The sequence below is a fragment of the Streptomyces sp. NBC_00104 genome (assembly GCF_045160825.1).
GTDB lineage: Bacteria > Actinomycetota > Actinomycetes > Streptomycetales > Streptomycetaceae > Streptomyces.
This window is the reverse complement of sequence record NZ_CP108215.1, coordinates 10,303,414-10,321,289: the sequence shown is the minus strand read 5'-3', so window position 1 is coordinate 10,321,289 and position 17,876 is coordinate 10,303,414. Positions and strand designations below refer to the sequence as shown.

Annotated in this window: 14 protein-coding genes, 1 tRNA gene and 1 pseudogene; 10 read left to right on the top strand and 6 right to left on the bottom strand. The window is 71.7% G+C overall.

The window, feature by feature from the left end; translation table 11 throughout:
* The first annotated feature begins 40 nt into the window (after window positions 1-40).
* Both OG272_RS45090 and OG272_RS45085 read left to right on the top strand, forming a co-directional pair.
* Complete coding sequence (locus OG272_RS45090; protein WP_405896140.1) at window positions 41-172, top strand: hypothetical protein; 132 nt, start codon at window positions 41-43, stop codon at window positions 170-172.
* Window positions 173-450: 278 nt separating this feature from the next.
* Window positions 451-687 (top strand): hypothetical protein, encoded by a 237-nt coding sequence (locus OG272_RS45085; protein ID WP_327726352.1) that lies wholly within the window; start codon window positions 451-453, stop codon window positions 685-687.
* A 19-nt stretch (window positions 688-706) separates the two neighbouring features.
* Here OG272_RS45085 and OG272_RS45080 read toward each other — a convergent pair whose 3' ends face one another.
* The 5 genes and pseudogenes from OG272_RS45080 to OG272_RS45060 all read right to left on the bottom strand — a co-directional run bounded on the left by OG272_RS45080 (window position 707) and on the right by OG272_RS45060 (window position 5,422).
* The gene (locus OG272_RS45080; RefSeq protein WP_326573862.1) at window positions 707-2,134 is read right to left on the bottom strand and encodes a hypothetical protein; all 1,428 of its coding nucleotides are present in this window, start codon (window positions 2,132-2,134) and stop codon (window positions 707-709) included.
* A 480-nt stretch (window positions 2,135-2,614) separates the two neighbouring features.
* On the bottom strand, window positions 2,615-4,915 hold the full coding sequence (locus tag OG272_RS45075; protein WP_405895912.1) for a hypothetical protein: 2,301 nt from the start codon (window positions 4,913-4,915) through the stop codon (window positions 2,615-2,617).
* 3 nt (window positions 4,916-4,918) lie between these two features.
* Window positions 4,919-4,990: transfer RNA gene (locus tag OG272_RS45070), tRNA-Pro, on the bottom strand.
* Between the two features lie 36 nt (window positions 4,991-5,026).
* Entirely contained in the window at window positions 5,027-5,158 is a 132-nt protein-coding gene (locus tag OG272_RS45065) for a hypothetical protein (protein ID WP_327732389.1), read from the bottom strand.
* Window positions 5,155-5,422, bottom strand: a pseudogene (locus OG272_RS45060) (hypothetical protein). Before OG272_RS45060 ends, OG272_RS45065 begins: the two are co-directional and overlap by 4 nt.
* Window positions 5,423-6,219: 797 nt before the next feature.
* Here OG272_RS45060 and OG272_RS45055 point away from each other — a divergent pair.
* Window positions 6,220-6,459: a hypothetical protein gene (locus OG272_RS45055; protein WP_327726354.1), complete on the top strand. Its 240-nt coding sequence runs from the start codon at window positions 6,220-6,222 to the stop codon at window positions 6,457-6,459.
* Window positions 6,460-6,582: 123 nt separating this feature from the next.
* Here the strand turns inward: OG272_RS45055 and OG272_RS45050 are convergent, their stop codons facing one another.
* Window positions 6,583-7,275 carry a TetR/AcrR family transcriptional regulator gene (locus OG272_RS45050; protein WP_405895911.1) on the bottom strand — a complete coding sequence of 231 codons (693 nt, stop codon included), beginning with the start codon at window positions 7,273-7,275 and terminating at the stop codon, window positions 6,583-6,585.
* Between the two features lie 187 nt (window positions 7,276-7,462).
* Here OG272_RS45050 and OG272_RS45045 point away from each other — a divergent pair, with 187 nt between their 5' ends.
* The 7 genes from OG272_RS45045 to OG272_RS45015 all read left to right on the top strand — a co-directional run bounded on the left by OG272_RS45045 (window position 7,463) and on the right by OG272_RS45015 (window position 17,837).
* Window positions 7,463-9,004 carry an APC family permease gene (locus tag OG272_RS45045; protein ID WP_405896139.1) on the top strand — a complete coding sequence of 514 codons (1,542 nt, stop codon included), beginning with the start codon at window positions 7,463-7,465 and terminating at the stop codon, window positions 9,002-9,004.
* 88 nt (window positions 9,005-9,092) lie between these two features.
* Complete coding sequence (locus OG272_RS45040) at window positions 9,093-10,760, top strand: amidohydrolase (RefSeq protein WP_327726357.1); 1,668 nt, start codon at window positions 9,093-9,095, stop codon at window positions 10,758-10,760.
* Window positions 10,761-10,927: 167 nt separating this feature from the next.
* Complete coding sequence (locus tag OG272_RS45035; RefSeq protein ID WP_327726358.1) at window positions 10,928-12,070, top strand: LacI family DNA-binding transcriptional regulator; 1,143 nt, start codon at window positions 10,928-10,930, stop codon at window positions 12,068-12,070.
* A 366-nt stretch (window positions 12,071-12,436) separates the two neighbouring features.
* Window positions 12,437-13,828, top strand: a complete 1,392-nt coding sequence (locus tag OG272_RS45030) for an extracellular solute-binding protein (RefSeq protein WP_327732035.1) — start codon at window positions 12,437-12,439, stop codon at window positions 13,826-13,828.
* Between the two features lies 1 nt (window position 13,829).
* A complete protein-coding gene (locus OG272_RS45025; RefSeq protein WP_326573874.1) occupies window positions 13,830-14,708 on the top strand; it encodes a sugar ABC transporter permease in 879 nt (292 codons plus the stop codon).
* Window positions 14,705-15,634: a carbohydrate ABC transporter permease gene (locus OG272_RS45020; RefSeq protein ID WP_405895910.1), complete on the top strand. Its 930-nt coding sequence runs from the start codon at window positions 14,705-14,707 to the stop codon at window positions 15,632-15,634. The genes OG272_RS45025 and OG272_RS45020 overlap by 4 nt, the downstream gene beginning before the upstream one ends.
* Before the next feature lie 49 nt (window positions 15,635-15,683).
* The gene (locus tag OG272_RS45015) at window positions 15,684-17,837 is read left to right on the top strand and encodes a beta-galactosidase (RefSeq protein WP_327726359.1); all 2,154 of its coding nucleotides are present in this window, start codon (window positions 15,684-15,686) and stop codon (window positions 17,835-17,837) included.
* Window positions 17,838-17,876 lie beyond the last annotated feature (39 nt).

Below are 17,876 nucleotides of genomic sequence, written 5' to 3'. Positions count from 1 at the left end.
GAGACCGGGGTCGACGCCGCACGCGATCAAGGTCCGGTAGCTGCCGGACGCCAAGGATGTCGCGTTCAAGACCGTCGAGGCCGACGGCGACGGGAAGGCTTCGCGCTGGATCGAACTGCCCAGCGGCGGCTGGGAACCCGAACAGCCCGCGCCGGTTTCGATCCCACGGTGACCGTCCAGCACCTGACGAGCCCCGGCGACCCGGCGGTGGGACGCAGTGACCACGCCGGCTTCCTTGAGCGGGGATGGGCCGCCGTCGCCGTCTCCGAGGACCTTTTCTCCACCCCCGACGGCGCGACCGGGACCGGCACCCGGCAGTACCACACCCCGGGCGACACGCTCCTCGACGAGGACCACGACACCGGTTTCGCCGCCACCTTCGCCAGGTCGGTCACGGCGACCGCTCTGACCTTCGCCGGACTGTAGGACCCGACGGAATAAAGTTCACATATGGGCACGGACAATGACACGAACCCAGCCTCGGGCGAAGGCGGGCACGAGCACGACCACGAGCAGAACGACGAGGCCGAGCGCCGGGCGACCGAGAAGTACGTCAGCGATCTGCTGGCACGGGGCCAGGCGGTGTTCGAGGGCGAGGAACCGACGTCCCGGACGACCCACGTCGTCAAACGCGAGGACGACGGACGGCTCACCGTCCGCCGTCTGCGCTTTCTCGGCTACGGCTGACTTCCCGGGCGGCGGCTGCTCAGTCGAAGCAGCGCCGGACCAGGGCGAGGCCGTCGGCGGTCTCGCTCCGGACGATCTCGTGGGTCTTGAGGCGGGGGCTGTCGTCGACGATCGCGACGTGGGAACGGTTCTCGGCGGGGATCTCGACCCGGCCGCGCCGGAGGAGGTCCTCCAGATACGACGTGGCGACCTGTTCGGGGTCGGCGGGCCGCACCGAGCCGCCCGCGGGGTCGGAGCCGGCGACGCCGAAGCGTCGGGACTCCCCGGGGGCGTAGAGGGTGAGCGGTCCGGTGATGCCGTACCCGGCCCCCTGGACCGTGACGGCCGTCAGACCGTCCTCATCCCGGCCGCCCGGCGTCGCCTCGGCCATGGCGGCGCCCTGAAGTGCGATCTCCTGCGCGGTGAGGGACGTGGCGGCGTTCAGGGAGAGGATGCCGTGGCGGGTGAACGCCGAGCGCAGGGAGGTACCGTACCTGCCGCTGTGGCGACGCTGGTCCGCCGCGATCATGTGGCCCGCGACCTGCGCGTAGTAGCCCGCCACCACCGGCGCGGCCACGACGGCGTCCACCAGCAGCTGGCCGGCGATCCTGCCCGCCTCGGCCAGCGCCGCCTGGTCCTGGCTGTCCTGCTGGCGGAAGATCCCCGCGACGATCTTCAGGAACGCGCCGCTGAAGACGCGGGAGAACGAGTGCGGCCCGCTGGTGAGCATGTTCGCGGGTCCGCTCGGCGGCAGCTCCACCGGGTCACGGTAGAAGAAGCGGTTGGACATGTTGCGCAGGCAGTCGGGTTCGGCCGCGCCCGGTGCCACCTTGTCCAGCGCCCAGCCCAGTTGTTCGGCCAGCCGCGACATGCGGGAGGACTGCTCGATGCGGCCCTGCGTATGGGTCAGGACGGCGGTCCGCAGCGACTCCATCTGGAGTGCGGTCAGCAGGGCGCTGATATCACCGAACGCCTCGTGCAGGGCGTCGGCCTCGTGCATCGCCGCGTTCCACAGCTGGGGGCGCAGGGCGTCGAGGACCGCGTGACCCAACTCGTGCCGGACGATCTCGGGGCTTCCGCCCGAGAAGACGTCCACTCCTTCCACCCTCTGGTGGAAGAACTTGAGGCTCCGCCGGTCGTAGAAGGCGTTGAGGTCGACCCCCTCGTCGAGATGCACGGACAGGACGCGTCCGACCGACGGGACCCACTGAGTTCCCGTGGGAACCAGCGGACCCCAGGTCTGGCAACCCGTGCTCAGCGCGTCGGCCGCCACCCAGTAGCGGAAGGCCGGCGTGCCCGGCCCGGCACTGTCCGGCTGCGGCACGGCCTCGGCGATGACCGTCGGAAAGGGCTGCGTGTCGAGCTGGGGAACCGGGTGTCGCACCGGCACATTTTCCTGCAGAGGAGGTCCGGGATCGTCCTCGTACACGAGAACCGTCTGGGTCATCGCGTGCTGCTGCACGGTCATTGCCGCTCCAGGAGAGAGGGGAGGGGGAGCCGGCACACGGTGGATGCGCCACCGACCGAACCCCGGGGGAAAAGTCCTTTATGTCCAGTACGCGACGCATGCCTCCGCGTGTCAATTCGAACACGATGGGTGACCGTGGACCGGGTGACCGTGTTTCACGCGAGCACGTCGAGCCGCCTCACCTCCGCATCCGTGAGCCGGATCGCCCCGCCGCCACGTTCTCGACGAGGTAGTCGGGGTTTCCGCCGGGGACATCCGGCCGCCGCGTCCTCCCCCATGGGGTCGCCTACGGGCAGCACCTCCCTGGGCAGAGGGAAATTCGATACGCCCCCATGCAGACGGCCGAGCACCGGCTCACCCTCACTGCCTCACGCTCTGCCCCCTGCACCCCCTCGTCGCTCCTTGCGGGGCACGGGTGCGCCCCTCGCCGCTGCCTGCCTCGTTGACGGCCGGGCGGCAGCGGGTTGGTTCGGATCCCTTTCAGCGCATCCAGTGCCCGTCGGTGCTCCATCCCAGGAAGCGCCGGGCGCGGCCGCCGTCCGTGGTTCCGTCCCCGCCGAAGGTGCCGCCCTCGGCGACCAGGGCCAGGCCTGCCAGGGCGGGGGCCAGCCGGGTCGCGACCTGGGCGGAGTGGCGCGCCGTCTCCTCGTCCAGGTCGGCGATGATCCGCCGCTGGTCCTCCGTCGGGCACAGGGACAGGTGGAACACCATCTGGCGCCACGCGTACGCAGCGTCCTTGATCGTGCCCAAGGGACGCGAGTGGTGGTGGACACGGGCGGTCAGCCGGCACACGGTCACGAAACAGCGGCGCGCCAGGTCGGCCCGGCCGGGCCGCGGGACGATGCCCACCCGGTGGACCAGCGTGGCCAGGTTGTGGGTGGTGAGGATCTGCGCCTGCTCGATCACCGTGCCGTTCGCGGCGACCGACCAGGCCCCGGACGTCGTCCCGGCCCGTTCGGCGCACAGCCGCGCGAAACCGGGAGAGGTACGGGCGCCGTGAGAACGGATCAGGGCCGTGCCGGCCTCGGCGATCGCCAGATTACGGATCGCCGCGTAGTCGATGCCGTAGTAGCGCTCGTACAGCGTGCCGCCGAGCAGTTCGCCCGCGATCCGCGCCGCCGTGAGGAACTTCGGGCTGAACGTGCCCATGAAGATGTCGGCGGCCAGCTCCTCCACGAACGGTGCGCCCAGGTCGCACTCGCGCTCGAGGACACCGAGCTCACGGACCAACGGATTGGGCAGGATGGTGCCCGGGAAGGCCTGCACAGCCAGCTCGCCCAGCTGCCGCAGCACGGTGAGCGCACCTTCGCCGTCCGACGTGCCCGGCACCGCGGACCGCTGCCCGGACACCGCCCGTACCCAGGGCAGCTCCTCGACGCGCACCTGCCGTTCCAGGTTGAGCAGCAGCAGGGAGCGGCGGTCGCGGAACGCCCGGTAGTTCGCGGCCATCAGCGACCGCAGCGCCTCGTCGCGGTACGCCTGCGCGGTGGTGGCGGCGACCAGCTGAGGTACCAGCTCGGCCAGGACCTCGGCGGACGGGACGACGCCCCGCTCCACGAGTGTGCCGAGCGGTGCGCTCAGCGCGGACTCGACCACCTGGCCGATCGTGGGCGGTACGGCAGCCGCGGCGGGCAGCCCGGTCTCCCGGCTCTCCTCCTCGGTCACCGCGCGAAGAAGCGGGGCGACATCGCGGATGCCCGTCTCCTGCGGGAGTACGGCGAGCCGGCGCAGCATCAGCTGGGCCAGGGCGTGGTGGGAGGGGCGCGCCGCCTGCTCGGCCTGGCTCCGGCGCAGGGCCGTATGCCCGGCGGATCCGGGCAGACCGCGCCGCCGAACCATAGACGCCACCGCATGCCGCAGCAGACCGAGCCGGCGCGCGTCCAGCGGCCGTCCGGCGACGAGCTCCTCCAGCGCGCCGCGCAGAATGCCCAGGTTCTCCTTGGGGCTGCGGTGCTTGGTACAGCGGGTGTGCTCTGCGGCGAGCAGCCGGTAGCGGCCGAGCAGGACCTCGCCGCGCGCCAACCAGTCGGCGTCCGGGGCGAGTTCGAGGACCCGGCCGTCCCGCGCCGTCCGCAGCCAGTGAACGAGCAGTTCGTCGCCGAACGGCTGCCAGACGGCGAGCGCCTCGCGCTGGGTCTCGACGGCCTCGTTCGGCCGCCGCCGTATCAGGGTGTCGACCGCGTCGGAGACGGTGTGCCGGTGGACGGCCGCGGTGGCGTCCGGCGCGGGCCCGTCCGCCGGGCGTGGCAGGAACCGCAGCCGGTCGGCGAACGGCTCCAGTTCCGCCGCGAGGTCCAGCGCCGCGTCCGTCTCCCCGTGCCGCACCAGCCACGCCATGGTGAGCAGCGCCGCCTCCTCCGGTACGCAGATCTCGTAGTGGCCGCTGTCCAACCGGGCCCACAGCCAGGCGAGTCCGGATGCGGTGAGGCAGTGCGCGAAGAGCGCGCGCCGCTCGGCGGGCACGCCGAAACTCCGCGCGGCCTCGGTCTCGTACGGCTGGAGCGGACCGCCCCCGCTCGCGGTCCCGGTGGCGAAGCCACCCCGCACCACCTCGGGGGTCACCCAGGCCGGAAGCCCCGCGACCGGGGTACGTGAGCCGACGGTCAGCCGTCCCGCGGCCAAGCCCGCGAGAACCTCCCGCCAGCGCTGCCCGCGTGCCTCGGCGCGGCGCCGGGTGCCGGCGTCCTCGTGGGTCAGCGCGGTCGTGAAGGCCTTGGCCAGTTGGGCCGCCGCATAGGACGGGGCCGCGGTGAGGGGCTGCTGCTCAGCGTTGTCGTTCATAAGCCGACATGGCAGGTTCCGCCCCTGCGCCCTCCGGGTCCCGAGCCCGGTGCTCTGCTGCTGAGCTACACGCCGTTGACCGCCGAAGTTAGACGCTGGGATGGTCACCGTTCAACCGGGTTTCGGCAGGGCGTCACGGTGGCGAGCAGTACGCCTGTGGATCAGACGGGAAGCGAGGACGTTGCCCTGGTCGGCTGCGGCCATCGCGGTGTCGTCCAGGACGATGTGCACAGCGTCGCTCACCGGCTGGTCACCTGGGCCAGGCGCCGGTCCGGCTCGCTGTCCAGGTCCTGTTCCTCGGCAGCGGTCGGCGCGTAGCCGTTCCACTCCGTCAAACGCGGCCAGGGGCCTTCTCCGCCCTCGCGGCACGCTCGGCACGCTCGGCCGGAGTCAGCAGCGTCTCGGCGGGACGAGCGAGATACGCGCGCAGCGACAGCCCCTCAGCAGCAGCTACGGCGGCCAGCCGGTCCTCGACTTCCATGGGGTTCGGACGTTGGCATCGGACATCGTCGTGCTCCTTCCCCTCCCCCAGGGGTGGGGGAGGTACCCGTACCCCACCCGCCATGCCACTGATTCCAGTCACGACCCTGTTGCGTGGCCGAATCCGGTGCAATGCTGTGACCGCGGTGATCCTCCCAGTCCACCGACGGAGGTCCCGACCCTTGGCCCCGCCCGTGTGCTTTCACCTGGGCGGGGCCGCGCCGTCCCTCCCGTCCTCCCCACGGGAGGGCCGACGGCTGCGCAGACGCCGCGCTCCGAGATGCGACACCGCACACTGCCCCGGTGGACACCAGCAGCCCGACCGGCTCGTCCTGCTCACGGCTGCCGCTCAACTCGCAGGGCGGCCACCGACGCTGGCGGATGACCTGGTCGAGGCTACGTCGAGCACTGGTGGATGGCCCGGCGGCTCTTCGGTGATCAGCCGCCCGAGAGATCCTGGGCCAAGCCGGGTACCGCGCTGATCCCAACGGCCCCGGTTTCCCCAGAAAGCGGCAGACCTGGCGCGAAGAAGACCAGGGCTTCAAGATCCACACCAGCGGGTTGGCTCTCCTGCCCTCGACAGGCGGACCCACCCCGGCCATCGGGCTGTTCGTGCAAGGCGGATTCCTGGAGCAGGGCTCGAGAGCGAAGCCGCACCGCGTGACCTACGAATCCGGCGCCCGTCCCGCGCCCACAACGGGTCCCGCGCCCCAGTTGGCATGGGGCTTGTGGACGACGGCGCCTCGGCAGCCGAGTGCTCCCGGCCGCCGGCTCGTACGCCGAGCCCGCCGAATCCTGTTCCCCGGCTCTTGAAAGGTGCTGACATGCCGCCCGCCCCAACTGCCATCAGCGCTCTCGTCCGGACATACCTGGTGCACCACCCCGCCGAAAACGCCGTCATAGAAGCGCTGCCGGCAGTTCTCGACGCAGCGGGCGACCCCACGAGCCGTACGACGATGCCGACGCACATCACGTGCAGTGCCGTGGTGATCGACCGCGACCGGCGGGTGCTTCACCACCTTCACAGAGCGAGCGGCCTGGTCCTCGTCCCCGGCGGCGACTGAGCCGGCCCCGCGGCATTCCGGCCGACCGGCATCCACTGTCGCGACGGGCTCGGACCAGGGCGGCGGGAACAGCGTGAACGCGAACATGTCAGAGGGGATGGAGGCCGAGGCCGGGCCCGGAGGTCACCCCGTAGGGGCGCGGGCGGCCAGGGCCTCCAGGAGCAGGTCGACCGCTTCCTCGAAGGAACTGTCGCCCACGGTGCGCAGGTCCTGCCGCACGCTGGTCAGGGCGGGGTACGACGCCGGGTCCAGCCCCTGGTACACGTCCAGCCACGCCCGCTCGTCGGCCTCTCGCTGTCGCCGCGGCAGTGCCTGGAGCGCCGCGTCCATGGCCGCGTGGCTGAGCACGGTGTCGATGAACGTCAGGTACAGGCGGGTCGCGTCAGCCGGGCCGAACCCCGCGGAGAGCAGCAGTCCGATTCCGGTCTCGACGGCGCGGATCTCGTTCGGGCGCCGGGTGACCCGGTACGAGGCGAAGGCGGCCGCGCGCGGGTGGGCGAGGTAGCCGGCGCGGACCCGCAGGGCCATCTCGCGCAACGCGGCCACCCAGTCGTCCCCCGGGGCGAAGCCCGCCATGGCGTCGCCGATGATGCGGTCGGCGATGGCGAGCACCAGGTCGTCGGTGCCGTCGAAGTAGCGGTAGAGGGCGCTGGGGTCGCAGCCGAGGGCGGTGCCGAGCCGGCGCACGCTGAGTGCCTCCGGGCCGTGCTCGCCGATCAGCCGCAGCGCGGTCTCCACGATCAGCTCCTCCGACAGCAGCACGCCCGAGCGGGTGGGGCGACGGCGTCTGCGTTCCTGCGGGACACGGGTGGGCATTCCGGGGCTCCTGTCGGTCGGGACCGCGTACCGGCAGTGAAGGGGCCCGGTCCCCTTATGTCAACAGGATTGACGCATGACGAATGCCAGGTGTTCCATCACAGTCCCGCCGCGGCTCTACCCTCGTCACCCTCCCCACGAGGAGCCCTTCATGCCGTCCCTGCCTCCCCAACCGTCCATGTCGCCCATGGCCTCGCCCTCGCCCTCGTCCCCGTCCCCGTCCCCGTCCCCGGCCCCGGCCCCGGCCGTCGGACCGGGTTCCGGGCTGCGCCGTTCCCTCGGCGTGGTCGACGGCGTCGCCATCGCCGCCTCCAGCACGGCCGCCACCACCAGCATCGCCATCGGCATGGGCACGATCGCGACCATCGTGGGCCTGCAGGGCCCGGCGCTGCTGCTCCTCGCCTTCCTGCCGGTGCTCGGCATCGCCACCGCCTACGCCCGCCTCAACCGCTCGGAGCCCAACTGCGGCAACGGCTACACCTGGGTCGGCAAGACCCTCGGCCCCTGGCCCGGTTTCCTGACCGGCTGGGTCACCATCGTCGGATCGGTCATCTTCTGCGCCTACACCAGCGCCGTGATGGGCTCGGTCACCCTGGTCTTCGCGAACAAGGCAGGCCTGCACACCCTGGGGGGCGTCGCGCTCGATCCGGCGTCCACCGGCGTCAGTACGGCCGTGGGGCTGGTGCTCCTGCTCGGCCTCACCGCCCTCGCCGTCACCGGCACACGCGCCACGACCCGTTTCCAGTTCGCGCTGCTGGTCTTCGAATACGCCGTGCTGATCGGGTTCTGCGGCTGGGCGCTCGTCACCGGCGGGCAGTCCTTCTCCCTCTCCTGGTTCAACCCCTTCGAGATCGCCGACGGCACCACCTTCGCCCAGGGCATGGTGCTCGCGGTGTTCTTCTTCTGGGGCTGGGACGCGGCCTTCAGCGTCACCGAGGAGACCAGGAAGCCGGGCGACGCGGCCCGCGGCGGGCTGATCGCCCTCTTCGCCATGCTCGGCCTGTTCCTCTTCGCCTCGATCGCCTTCCAGCGGGAGATGAGCCTCGCCGAGCTCATCGGGAACGGCCCGCAGGCCCTGCCGTACCTCGGGCAGAAGCTGGCCGCCGAGCCCTGGGCCACCCTGCCCCTGGTGGCCCTGATGTTCTCCGCCGCGGCCTCCGTGCAGTCCACGCTGATCCCCACGGCACGCGGGCTGCTCGCGATGGGCCGGGACCGCACCATGGGCCCGGTGTGGACCCGGGTGCATCCGCGGTACGGCACCCCCGCCGCCGGCACGGTCGTCGTGCTGTCCATCGCCGCCGCGATCGCCCTGCTGGCCGTCGCCCTGCCTCGGCTGAGCGACATGCTGCTGGCCGCCGTCAACGCCATCGGCCTGCTCGTGGCCCTCTACTACGGCCTCACCGCGCTCGCGTGTGCCGTCCGTTTCCGGTCCGCCCTGCGCGAGGGGCCGCGGACGGCGGTGCTCGCCGTGGGTGTGCCCGGCGTGTCCGGCCTGGTGCTGCTGGGCCTCGGCGGCTACCTCGGATACTCCTACCTGACCATGAGCGACCACTTCGAACTGAGCCCCGACAACGGGTGGTTCATGTTCTCCCTGCCCGCCGTGATCGTCCTCGTGGGGCTGGTCATGGCCGCGATCGCCAAGTACGTCCGCCGGTCGCCGTACTTCGCCACCGGGCGCGGCACCGACGCCGAGGCCATCGACCTCCCCATGGACCGCACGCCCGTCTGAGCCCGCCGCCCGCTCCCGGCCGGCGACCTCACCCCGGCCGCTCGACGCCCCTGCCCGCGCCCCGACCCCCTCCACGGAGTCCACCCCCATGTCGCAGTCCCAGGCCACGGGCCCCGCCGACCTCGTCCTCACCGGCGGGCCCGTGCACACCGTCGATCCCGCCCGCGTCCGCGCCACCGCCGTGGCCGTGCACGGCGGGCGGATCACGGCCGTCGGCCACGACGAGGTGCACGCCCTCGTCGGGCCCCGCACCGAGGTCGTCGACCTCGCCGGAAAGCTGCTGCTGCCCGGCTTCCAGGACGCCCATGTGCACCCGCAGGGCGCGGGCCTGGAACTCGGCCTGTGCCACCTCGCCGACACGGTCGACCCCACCGAGTACCTGCGGCGGATCCGGACGTACGCCGACGAGCACCCCGACGCCGAATGGATCACCGGTGGCGGCTGGTCCCTGGAGGCCTTCCCCGGCGGCGCCCCCACCGCCGCCACCCTCGACGCGATCGTCCCCGACCGGCCCGTCTTCCTGCCCAACCGCGACCACCACGGCGCCTGGGTCAACACCCGGGCACTCGAACGGGCCGGCATCGACGCCCGCACCCCCGACCCCGCCGACGGCCGCATCGAACGCGACGCCGACGGCCGGCCGACCGGCATGCTGCAGGAGGGCGCCGTCCACCTCGTGGGCCGACTGGTGCCCGACCCCACCCCCGAGGAACAGCTGACCGCCCTGCTGCGCGCCCAGGCCGTGCTGCACGCCCACGGGGTCACCGCCTGGCAGGACGCCATCGTCGGCGCGTACGCCACCATGACGGACCCGGCGCCCGCGTACCGCACGGCTCTGGACCGGGGGCTCCTCACCGCGCGCGTCACCGGCGCCCTGTGGTGGGACCGTGAACGCGGTGCCGAGCAGATCCCCGAACTCGTCGCGCGGCGCGCGGAGTTGAGCGGGGGCCGGTTCCGCGCCGGTACGGTGAAGATCATGCAGGACGGCATCGCCGAGAACCGCACGGCCGCCATGCTCGACCCCTATCTCACCGGCTGCGGGTGCGCCTCGGACGGCAGCGGCCTCAGTTTCGTCGAACCGGGCGAGCTGAGGAAGTACGTCACCGAGCTCGACGCGCTCGGTTTCCAGGTGCACTTCCACGCCCTCGGCGACCGGGCGGTGCGCGAGGCGCTCGACGCCGTCGAGGCCGCCCGTACCGCCAACGGGCACCGCGACACCCGCCACCACCTGGCGCACCTCCAGGTCGTCCACCCCGACGACGTACGACGGTTCCGGGCACTCGGCGCCACCGCCAACCTCCAGATGCTGTGGGCCGCCCACGAGCCGCAGATGGACGAACTGACCCTGCCCTTGCTGGGCCCCGAACGCGGCGCCCGGCAGTACCCGTTCGGCGACCTGCTGCGCGCCGGGGCGACGCTGGCGGCGGGCAGCGACTGGCCGGTCAGCAGCCCCGACCCGCTCCAGGCCCTCCATGTCGCCGTCAACCGCGTCTCCCCGGACGCCCCCGACGGCACCCCGGAGTTCCTGCCCGGACAGCGCCTCGATCTCGGCACCGCCCTCGCCGCCTACACGGCGGGCAGTGCCTACGTGAACCACCTCGACGCCCTCACCGGCAGCATCACCGTCGGCAGGGCGGCCGACCTGGTCGTCCTCGACCGCGACCCGTTCACGGGCCCGCCCGAGGGCATCGCCGCCACCCGGGTCCTGCAGACCTTCGTGGAGGGAGAACGCGTGCACGCGGCTCCCGACGCGTGATGCCCGAGGCTCCCGGCACCCGACGCCCCGGTCGGGGCGGATGCGTCCCGACCTCTTGACGACAGCCGTGTGACTGCGTAGACATGACTACGCAGACATGACAGCGCAGTCAGAGAGGTGATGTCTGACATCATTGGGCTGGTTCGTACGGTCACCGGGAGGCAACCATGACGCGAGGTACGGGACGGGGCGGCAGCCCCGCGGCGCCGAGCAGCACGGATGTGGCACGGCTGGCCGGGGTCTCGCAGAAGACCGTGTCGCGGGTCTTCAACGACGAGCCGTACGTCTCCGCCGAGGTGCGCAGGCGGGTCACGGAAGCCGCCGAGCGGCTCGGTTACCGGCGTAACAACGCCGCCCGGGCACTGGCCTCGGGGCGGACCCGCTCCATCGGAGTGGTGACGCTGGGGACGGCTCTGTACGGTCCGGCCTCGCTGCTCATGGGAGTCGAGCGGGTCGTCCGGGACACGGGCTACGCACTCCGGGTGGTCAACACCGTGGAGGGTGATCCGGCGGGTGTCGCGGGCGCCGTGGACTCGCTCCTCGACCAGGGCGTGGACGGCATCGTCATCTCCGAGCCGATCGACGAGTCGGGAGAGGACGGTGACCCGACGCTGCGGGTCGCCGTGCCGGTGCTGGTCATCGGCGCCCCGCCGTTCGTCACCGCGCCCGCGGTGCTGAACGCGGGTGACGGCGCCGACCTGATGGCGCGTACCGCCACCGAGCACCTGCTGGGGCTGGGCCACACGACGGTCCATCACCTGGCCGGTCCGCAGCGCTGGTACGCCGCCCGGGACCGTCTGGAGGGATGGCGGGCCACCCTCACCGCCCAGGGGAGGGATCTGCCTGATGTCGTCCGAGGGGACTGGTCGGCCGCGTCCGGGTACGCGGCCGGGCGCGAACTGGCCGAGGACGGCGGTGTCACCGCGGTCTTCGCCGCCAACGACGACATGGCGATCGGCCTGATCCGCGCGCTGGCGGAGGCCGGGCGCCGGGTCCCGGAGGACGTCAGCGTCGTCGGCTTCGACGACATCCCGGTCGCCGCCTATGTGACACCTCCCCTGACCACGGTGCGGCAGCCGTTCGACGCCGTGGCGCAGGAGGGGCTCAAGCGACTCGTGCACGCCATCGAGAACCCCGACGCGGACCCCTTGCCGCCGAGCGACCCACCGGTCGACCTTGTCGTCCGCGCCTCGACCGCGCCACCGCCCAGCCGGAGGACCCCGGCTCGCGCACGGCGCACCGCCTCCCGCCCCCGAGGGGCCACATCCGCCCCGCCCGTTCCGTACGGAGGCGCCGCCCCACGACACTGACCGCCACCTGCCCGCCCGGACAGCACCACGCACGGCCGGCGCGTGACCCCTGAACGAGCCGCTGTACCCGTCACGCCCCGCCCCGGCGCGCCCCGCACGCAGTCGCCGTAGGGCCGCCCCCGTATCCAGCGGTGTGCCCGGAGCCGCGTCCCCGCACCTGCCCCGGACACCCTCGCCCCTCTCTCCCCGGCCACGATCCCCGCCGTGCCCGCAGCGCTCGGTGTGTGTCGTCGGCTCCGTACACGAGGACGCGATCGGCGACCACGTCGGCGTTCGAGCCCGGTCGTCGTCCGCCCCTTCGCATCACACACTTCCGCACGTCCTCATCAGGCGTGCCGCCACCCTCGCCACATGCCGGAGTTCACCATGTCCAGAAACACGTTCACAGCCGCTTCCTCCTCCATGAGCCGTCGGCTGTTCCTCACCACGACGGGTGCCCTGTCGCTCGGGGCCGCCCTCACCGCCTGCGGCGGCGGTGACTCCGGCGGCTCCTCCGGCTCCGCCGAGCCGGTCGGCCAGGCCGACATCGACAAGGCGATGAAGACGCCCACCGAGCTGACGTTCTGGACCTGGGTCCCGAACATCGCCAAGGAGATCGCGCTCTTCGAGAAGAAGTACCCGGCCATCAAGGTCAAGGTCGTCAACGCCGGCCAGGGCACCCCGCAGTACACCAAGCTGCGTACGGCGCTGAAGGCGGGCAGCGGGGCACCGGACATGGTGCAGATCGAGTACCAGGCCATCCCGACGTTCACCATCACCGACAGCCTGCTGGACCTGCGGCCGTACGGCGCCGACAAGTTGAAGGACCAGTTCGTCGACTGGACCTGGGGCCAGGTCAGCGGCAGCGACGGCGAGGTGTGGGCGATCCCCCAGGACACCGGCCCGATGGGCATGCTGTACCGCAAGGACATCTTCGACAAGCACGGCATCGAAGTCCCCAAGACCTGGGACGAGTTCGCCGAAGCGGCACGCAAGCTCCACAAGGCCGACCCCGACGTCTACCTCACCAACCTCGCGGCCAACCAGCCCGCCGCCTGGCACGGCCTGCAGTGGCAGGCCGGCGCCGAACCGTACGCCACCTCCGGCGACAGTGACATCACCATCAGCGTCGACGACGCCGCCTCCCGGAAGCTCGGCGAGTACTGGGGCGGACTGGCGAAGGAAGGCGTGATCAGCGTCGACCCGGACTTCACCGACGGCTGGTACGCCGGGCTCAACAAGGGCAAGTACGCCACCTGGCTCACCGCCGCGTGGGGCCCGGCCTTCCTCTCCGGCTCGGCCAAGGCCACCGCCGGCAAGTGGCGCGCGGCCCCGCTCCCCCAGTGGGACGCCGCCAAGCCCAGCGCGGGCAACTGGGGCGGCTCGACCACCGCGGTCATCCGCTCCACCAAGAACCCCATCGCGGCCGCCGTGTTCGCGCAGTTCCTCAACACCGACCCCGCGAGCGCCAGGATGTTCGCCACCGAGCAGTTCTTCTTCCCGGCGACCAAGGCCCTGCTCACGGACAAGGAGTTCGTCTCGGACGCGCCGTCCTTCTACGGCGGCCAGAAGGTCAACCAGCTGTTCGCCGACATCAGCGCCACCGTGGACCCCTCCTTCCAGTGGCCGCCGTTCCTCGACCAGGCGGCCACCGACTGGACCGAGACCGTCGGCAAGTCCCTCGCCGACAAGACCGACACCGTCCGCGCGCTCGGCACCTGGCAGTCACGGCTGACCACGTACGCCAAGAACCAGGGCTTCACCGTCAAGGGGAGCTGAGATGGCCGCCGCACGCCGTCACCGCTCGGCGGGACCACTGTTCGTCGCACCGTTCCTGGTGCTGTTCCTCCTGCTCTTCCTCGCCCCGCTCGGCTACGCCGCCTACCTCAGCCTCTTCCAGGAGCGCCTGATCGGCGGGACGGTCTTCGTCGGCCTCGACAACTACGTCAAGGCCTTCGGCGACTCCCAGTTCCTGCACGGAGTCGGCCGCGTCGCACTGTTCTTCGTGGTCCAGGTCCCCGTGATGCTGCTGCTCGCCCTGCTGTTCGCCCTCGCACTCGACAGCGGACTGCTACGGCTGTCGCGCGTGATCCGGCTGGGCATCTTCGTCCCGTACGCCGTACCCAGCGTGGTCGCCGCGCTCATGTGGGGCTATCTGTACGGCCCGGACTTCGGCCCGTTCGCCCAGCTGAGCCGGAACCTGGACCTGCCGGCCCCCGCCTTCCTCAGCGAAGGCTGGATGCTCGGCAGTCTGGCGAACATCGTGACCTGGGAGTTCGTCGGCTACAACATGATCATCCTGTACGCCGCCCTGCGTACGGTCCCCCATGAGCTGTACGAGGCGGCCGCGATGGACGGCGCCGGGGCCTGGCGCATCGCCTGGTCGATCAAACTCCCCGCGCTCCGCCCTGCCCTGCTGCTCACGCTGTTGTTCTCCGTGATCGGCAGCTTCCAGCTGTTCAACGAGCCGAACCTGCTGATGAAGATCGCCCCGGACGTCATCAGCAGCTCCTACACCGCCAACCTCTACGCCTACACGCTCGCCTTCACCGGCCAGCAGGTCAACTACGCGGCCACGGTGTCCTTCCTCCTCGGCCTCGTCATCGTGATCGCCTCCTACGGCGTCCTGCTCACCGCGAACCGCAGGAGGACCCCGTGACGACGACCACCCCGGCGCCCACGGTCACCGCCACGGCGAAGAAGCCGGCGCGCATCGCACACCGCAAGGGCCGCCCGGCCCGTCGCAGCACCCCGCTGACGATCGCCATGCTGGCCGCCCTGGCCTACTTCCTCCTTCCGCTGTTCTGGCTGCTGATCGCCTCGACCAAGAGCACCCAGGACCTCTTCAACAGCTTCGGCCTGTGGTTCTCCGACGCCCCCCAACTGCTGTCGAACATCAAGGCGACCTTCAGCGCGGACAACGGCGTCTTCGTGCACTGGCTGCTCAACACGGTCATGTACGCCGGAGTCAGCGCGGTCGGAGCCGCGCTGCTCGCGGCCGCCGCCGGGTACGGCTTCGCCAAGTACCGCTTCCGCGGCGACCGGGCCGCCTTCAACCTCGTCCTCGGCGCCGTCATGGTCCCGACCACCGCACTGGCCATCCCGACCTATCTGCTCTTCGCGCAGGCGGGCCTGGCCAACACCCCCTGGGCGATCATCCTGCCCTCGCTGGTCAACCCCTTCGGTCTCTACCTCATGCGCGTCTACGCCGAGGACGCCGTCCCGGACAGCATTCTGGAGGCCGCCCGCATCGACGGTGCCGGCGAGGCCAGGATCTTCTTCCGGATCGCGCTGCGGCTGATGGGTCCCGGCGTGGTGACGGTCCTGCTGTTCACCCTGGTGGCGACCTGGAACAACTACTTCCTGCCGCTGATCATGCTCAACGACCCCGATCTGTACCCGATCACCGTGGGCCTGGCCTCCTGGGCCGCACAGGCGCAGAACGGCGGGGCCGGCGCCAGCAGCGACATGCTCGCGCTGGTCGTGACCGGCTCTCTGATCTCGATCGTCCCGCTCGTCGTGGCCTTCCTCATGCTGCAGCGGTACTGGCAGAGTGGTCTGGCCACCGGCGGCGTCAAGCAGTAGGGCACGCAGCCCTCGTACCTCTCCCCCACCGACCCGGAGGTTTCCCTTCATGGCGGCTCTGCCTGCCCGCGTCCTGTTCGGCGCCGCGTACTACCACGAATACCAGCCCTACGAACGGCCCGCCGAACGCCTCAAGACCGACCTGGACCTGATGGCCGACGCGCATGTCTCCGTCATCCGGGTCGGCGAGTCGGTGTGGTCCACCTGGGAGCCGGAGAACGGGAAGTTCGACCTCGACTGGCTCCAGCCCGTCCTGGACGGTGCCCACGAACGCGGCATCTCCGTCGTGCTCGGCACCCCGACGTACGCGGCACCGCCGTGGCTGGCCCGCCAGTACCCGGAGATCACGGGCGAGCGGCGCACCGGTGAGCGCATCGGCTGGGGCGCCCGGCAGGAGGTCGACTTCACCCACCCCGCCTTCCGCTTCCACGCCGAGCGGATCATCCGCAAGGTCGTCGGCCGGTACGCCGATCACCCCGCCGTCATCGGCTTCCAGGTCGACAACGAGCCCGGTCTGCACCTCTTCCACAACCAGGGTGTCTTCCAGCGCTTCGTGGACCATCTGCGCGAGAAGTACGGCGACGTGGAGACCCTCAACCGCGAATGGGGCCTGGTCTACTGGTCCCACCGGCTGTCGACCTGGGCCGACCTGTGGACGCCGGACGGCAACGAACAGCCGCAGTACGACGTGGCCTGGCGGGAGTTCCAGGCCCGGCAGGTCACCGAGTTCATCGGCTGGCAGGCCGACCTGGTCCGCGAGTACGCCGGGCCGGAGCAGTTCGTCACCACCTGCATCTCCTACACCCGCCAGGGAGTGGAGGACGACGAGTTGACCGACCGCCTCGACATCGCCTCCGGCAACCCCTACTACGACATGCAGGACGGACTCCTTCTGCCGGACCCCACCCCCGACGACCACGAGCAGAAGTGGAAGACCACCGGGGTGTGGTCGCTCTACCAGACCGCCGACTGGATGTTCTCCTCCCGCCAGGAGCCGTTCCTCGTCACCGAGACCAACGCCGGCTCGATCGGCATGGCCTGGGACAACCGCCCCGGCTACGACGGCCAGTGGCGGCAGGCCGCCTGGGCGCTCGTCTCGCGCGGCGCCCGGATGATCGAGTACTGGCACTGGCACACCCTGCACTTCGGCGCCGAGACCTACTGGGGCGGCATCCTCCCCCACACCGGGCAGCCCGGCCGCACGTACGCCGAACTCGCCCGCCTCGGCGCGGAGTTCGAGGCGGCCGGCCCCCTCGTCGCCGGACTCGAACCGGACTCCGACATCACGATGGTGTACTCGACGCCCAGCAAGTGGCTCATGCAGAAGTACCCGCCGCTCGCCAAGCCGGACGGCGAGCCGGACCCCACCGCCTACCACCGCATCTTCGACCCCTTCTACCGCGGCGCCTTCGACGCGGGCCGCCAGGTCCGCATCGTCCACGCCCGCCAGCTGCACGACCCGAGCGGCGAGCGCGAGGGTCTCTCCCCCGAGGAGGCCGTGCGCCGCCACCCGGTCCTCGTCGTCCCGGCGTTGTACATCGCCGCCGACTCCACCCTCGACTGGCTCGCCGCCTACGCCCACGCGGGCGGCCACCTCGTCCTCGGCCCGCGCACCGGCTACGCCGACCACGAGGCCCGCGCCCGCGCCGAGCGGGCCCCCGGGCGCCTCACCGAGGCCGCGGGCGTCGGCTACGACGAGTTCGGCAACCTCGCGCGGGAGGTGCCCGTACGGCCGGTCCCGGGCGGGCCGCTCCGCCTCCCCGAGAGCGCGACGGCGACACGCTGGGCGGAGGGCCTGACCGCCACCGACGCCGACGTGCTCGTCACCTACGACCACCCGCACTTCGGCCGCTGGCCCGCCGTCACCACCCGCCGCCACGGCGCGGGCCGGGTCACCTGCGTCGGCACGGTCCCCGGCCGCGATCTCGGCCGGGCACTGGCCGAGTGGCTCACGCCGTCCGCCCGGCACGCCTGGGGCGACCTCCCGCCGTCCGTGACCGCCACGACCGGCACCTCGCCCGACGGACGCCGCGTCCACATCGTCCACAACTGGGCCTGGGAGCCCGCGCGCGTCCCCGTCCCGGCGTCCCTGGCCGACGTCCTGACCGGCACGTCCCTCCCGGCGGGAGCGCCGCTGGAACTCGGGCCGTGGGACGTCCGCGTGCTCGTCTCCACCAACCCCTCCACCACCTCCGAGGCCTGAGGCGGCGGGCCGCCAACCGTTCCGGTTCCCTCCCCGCTC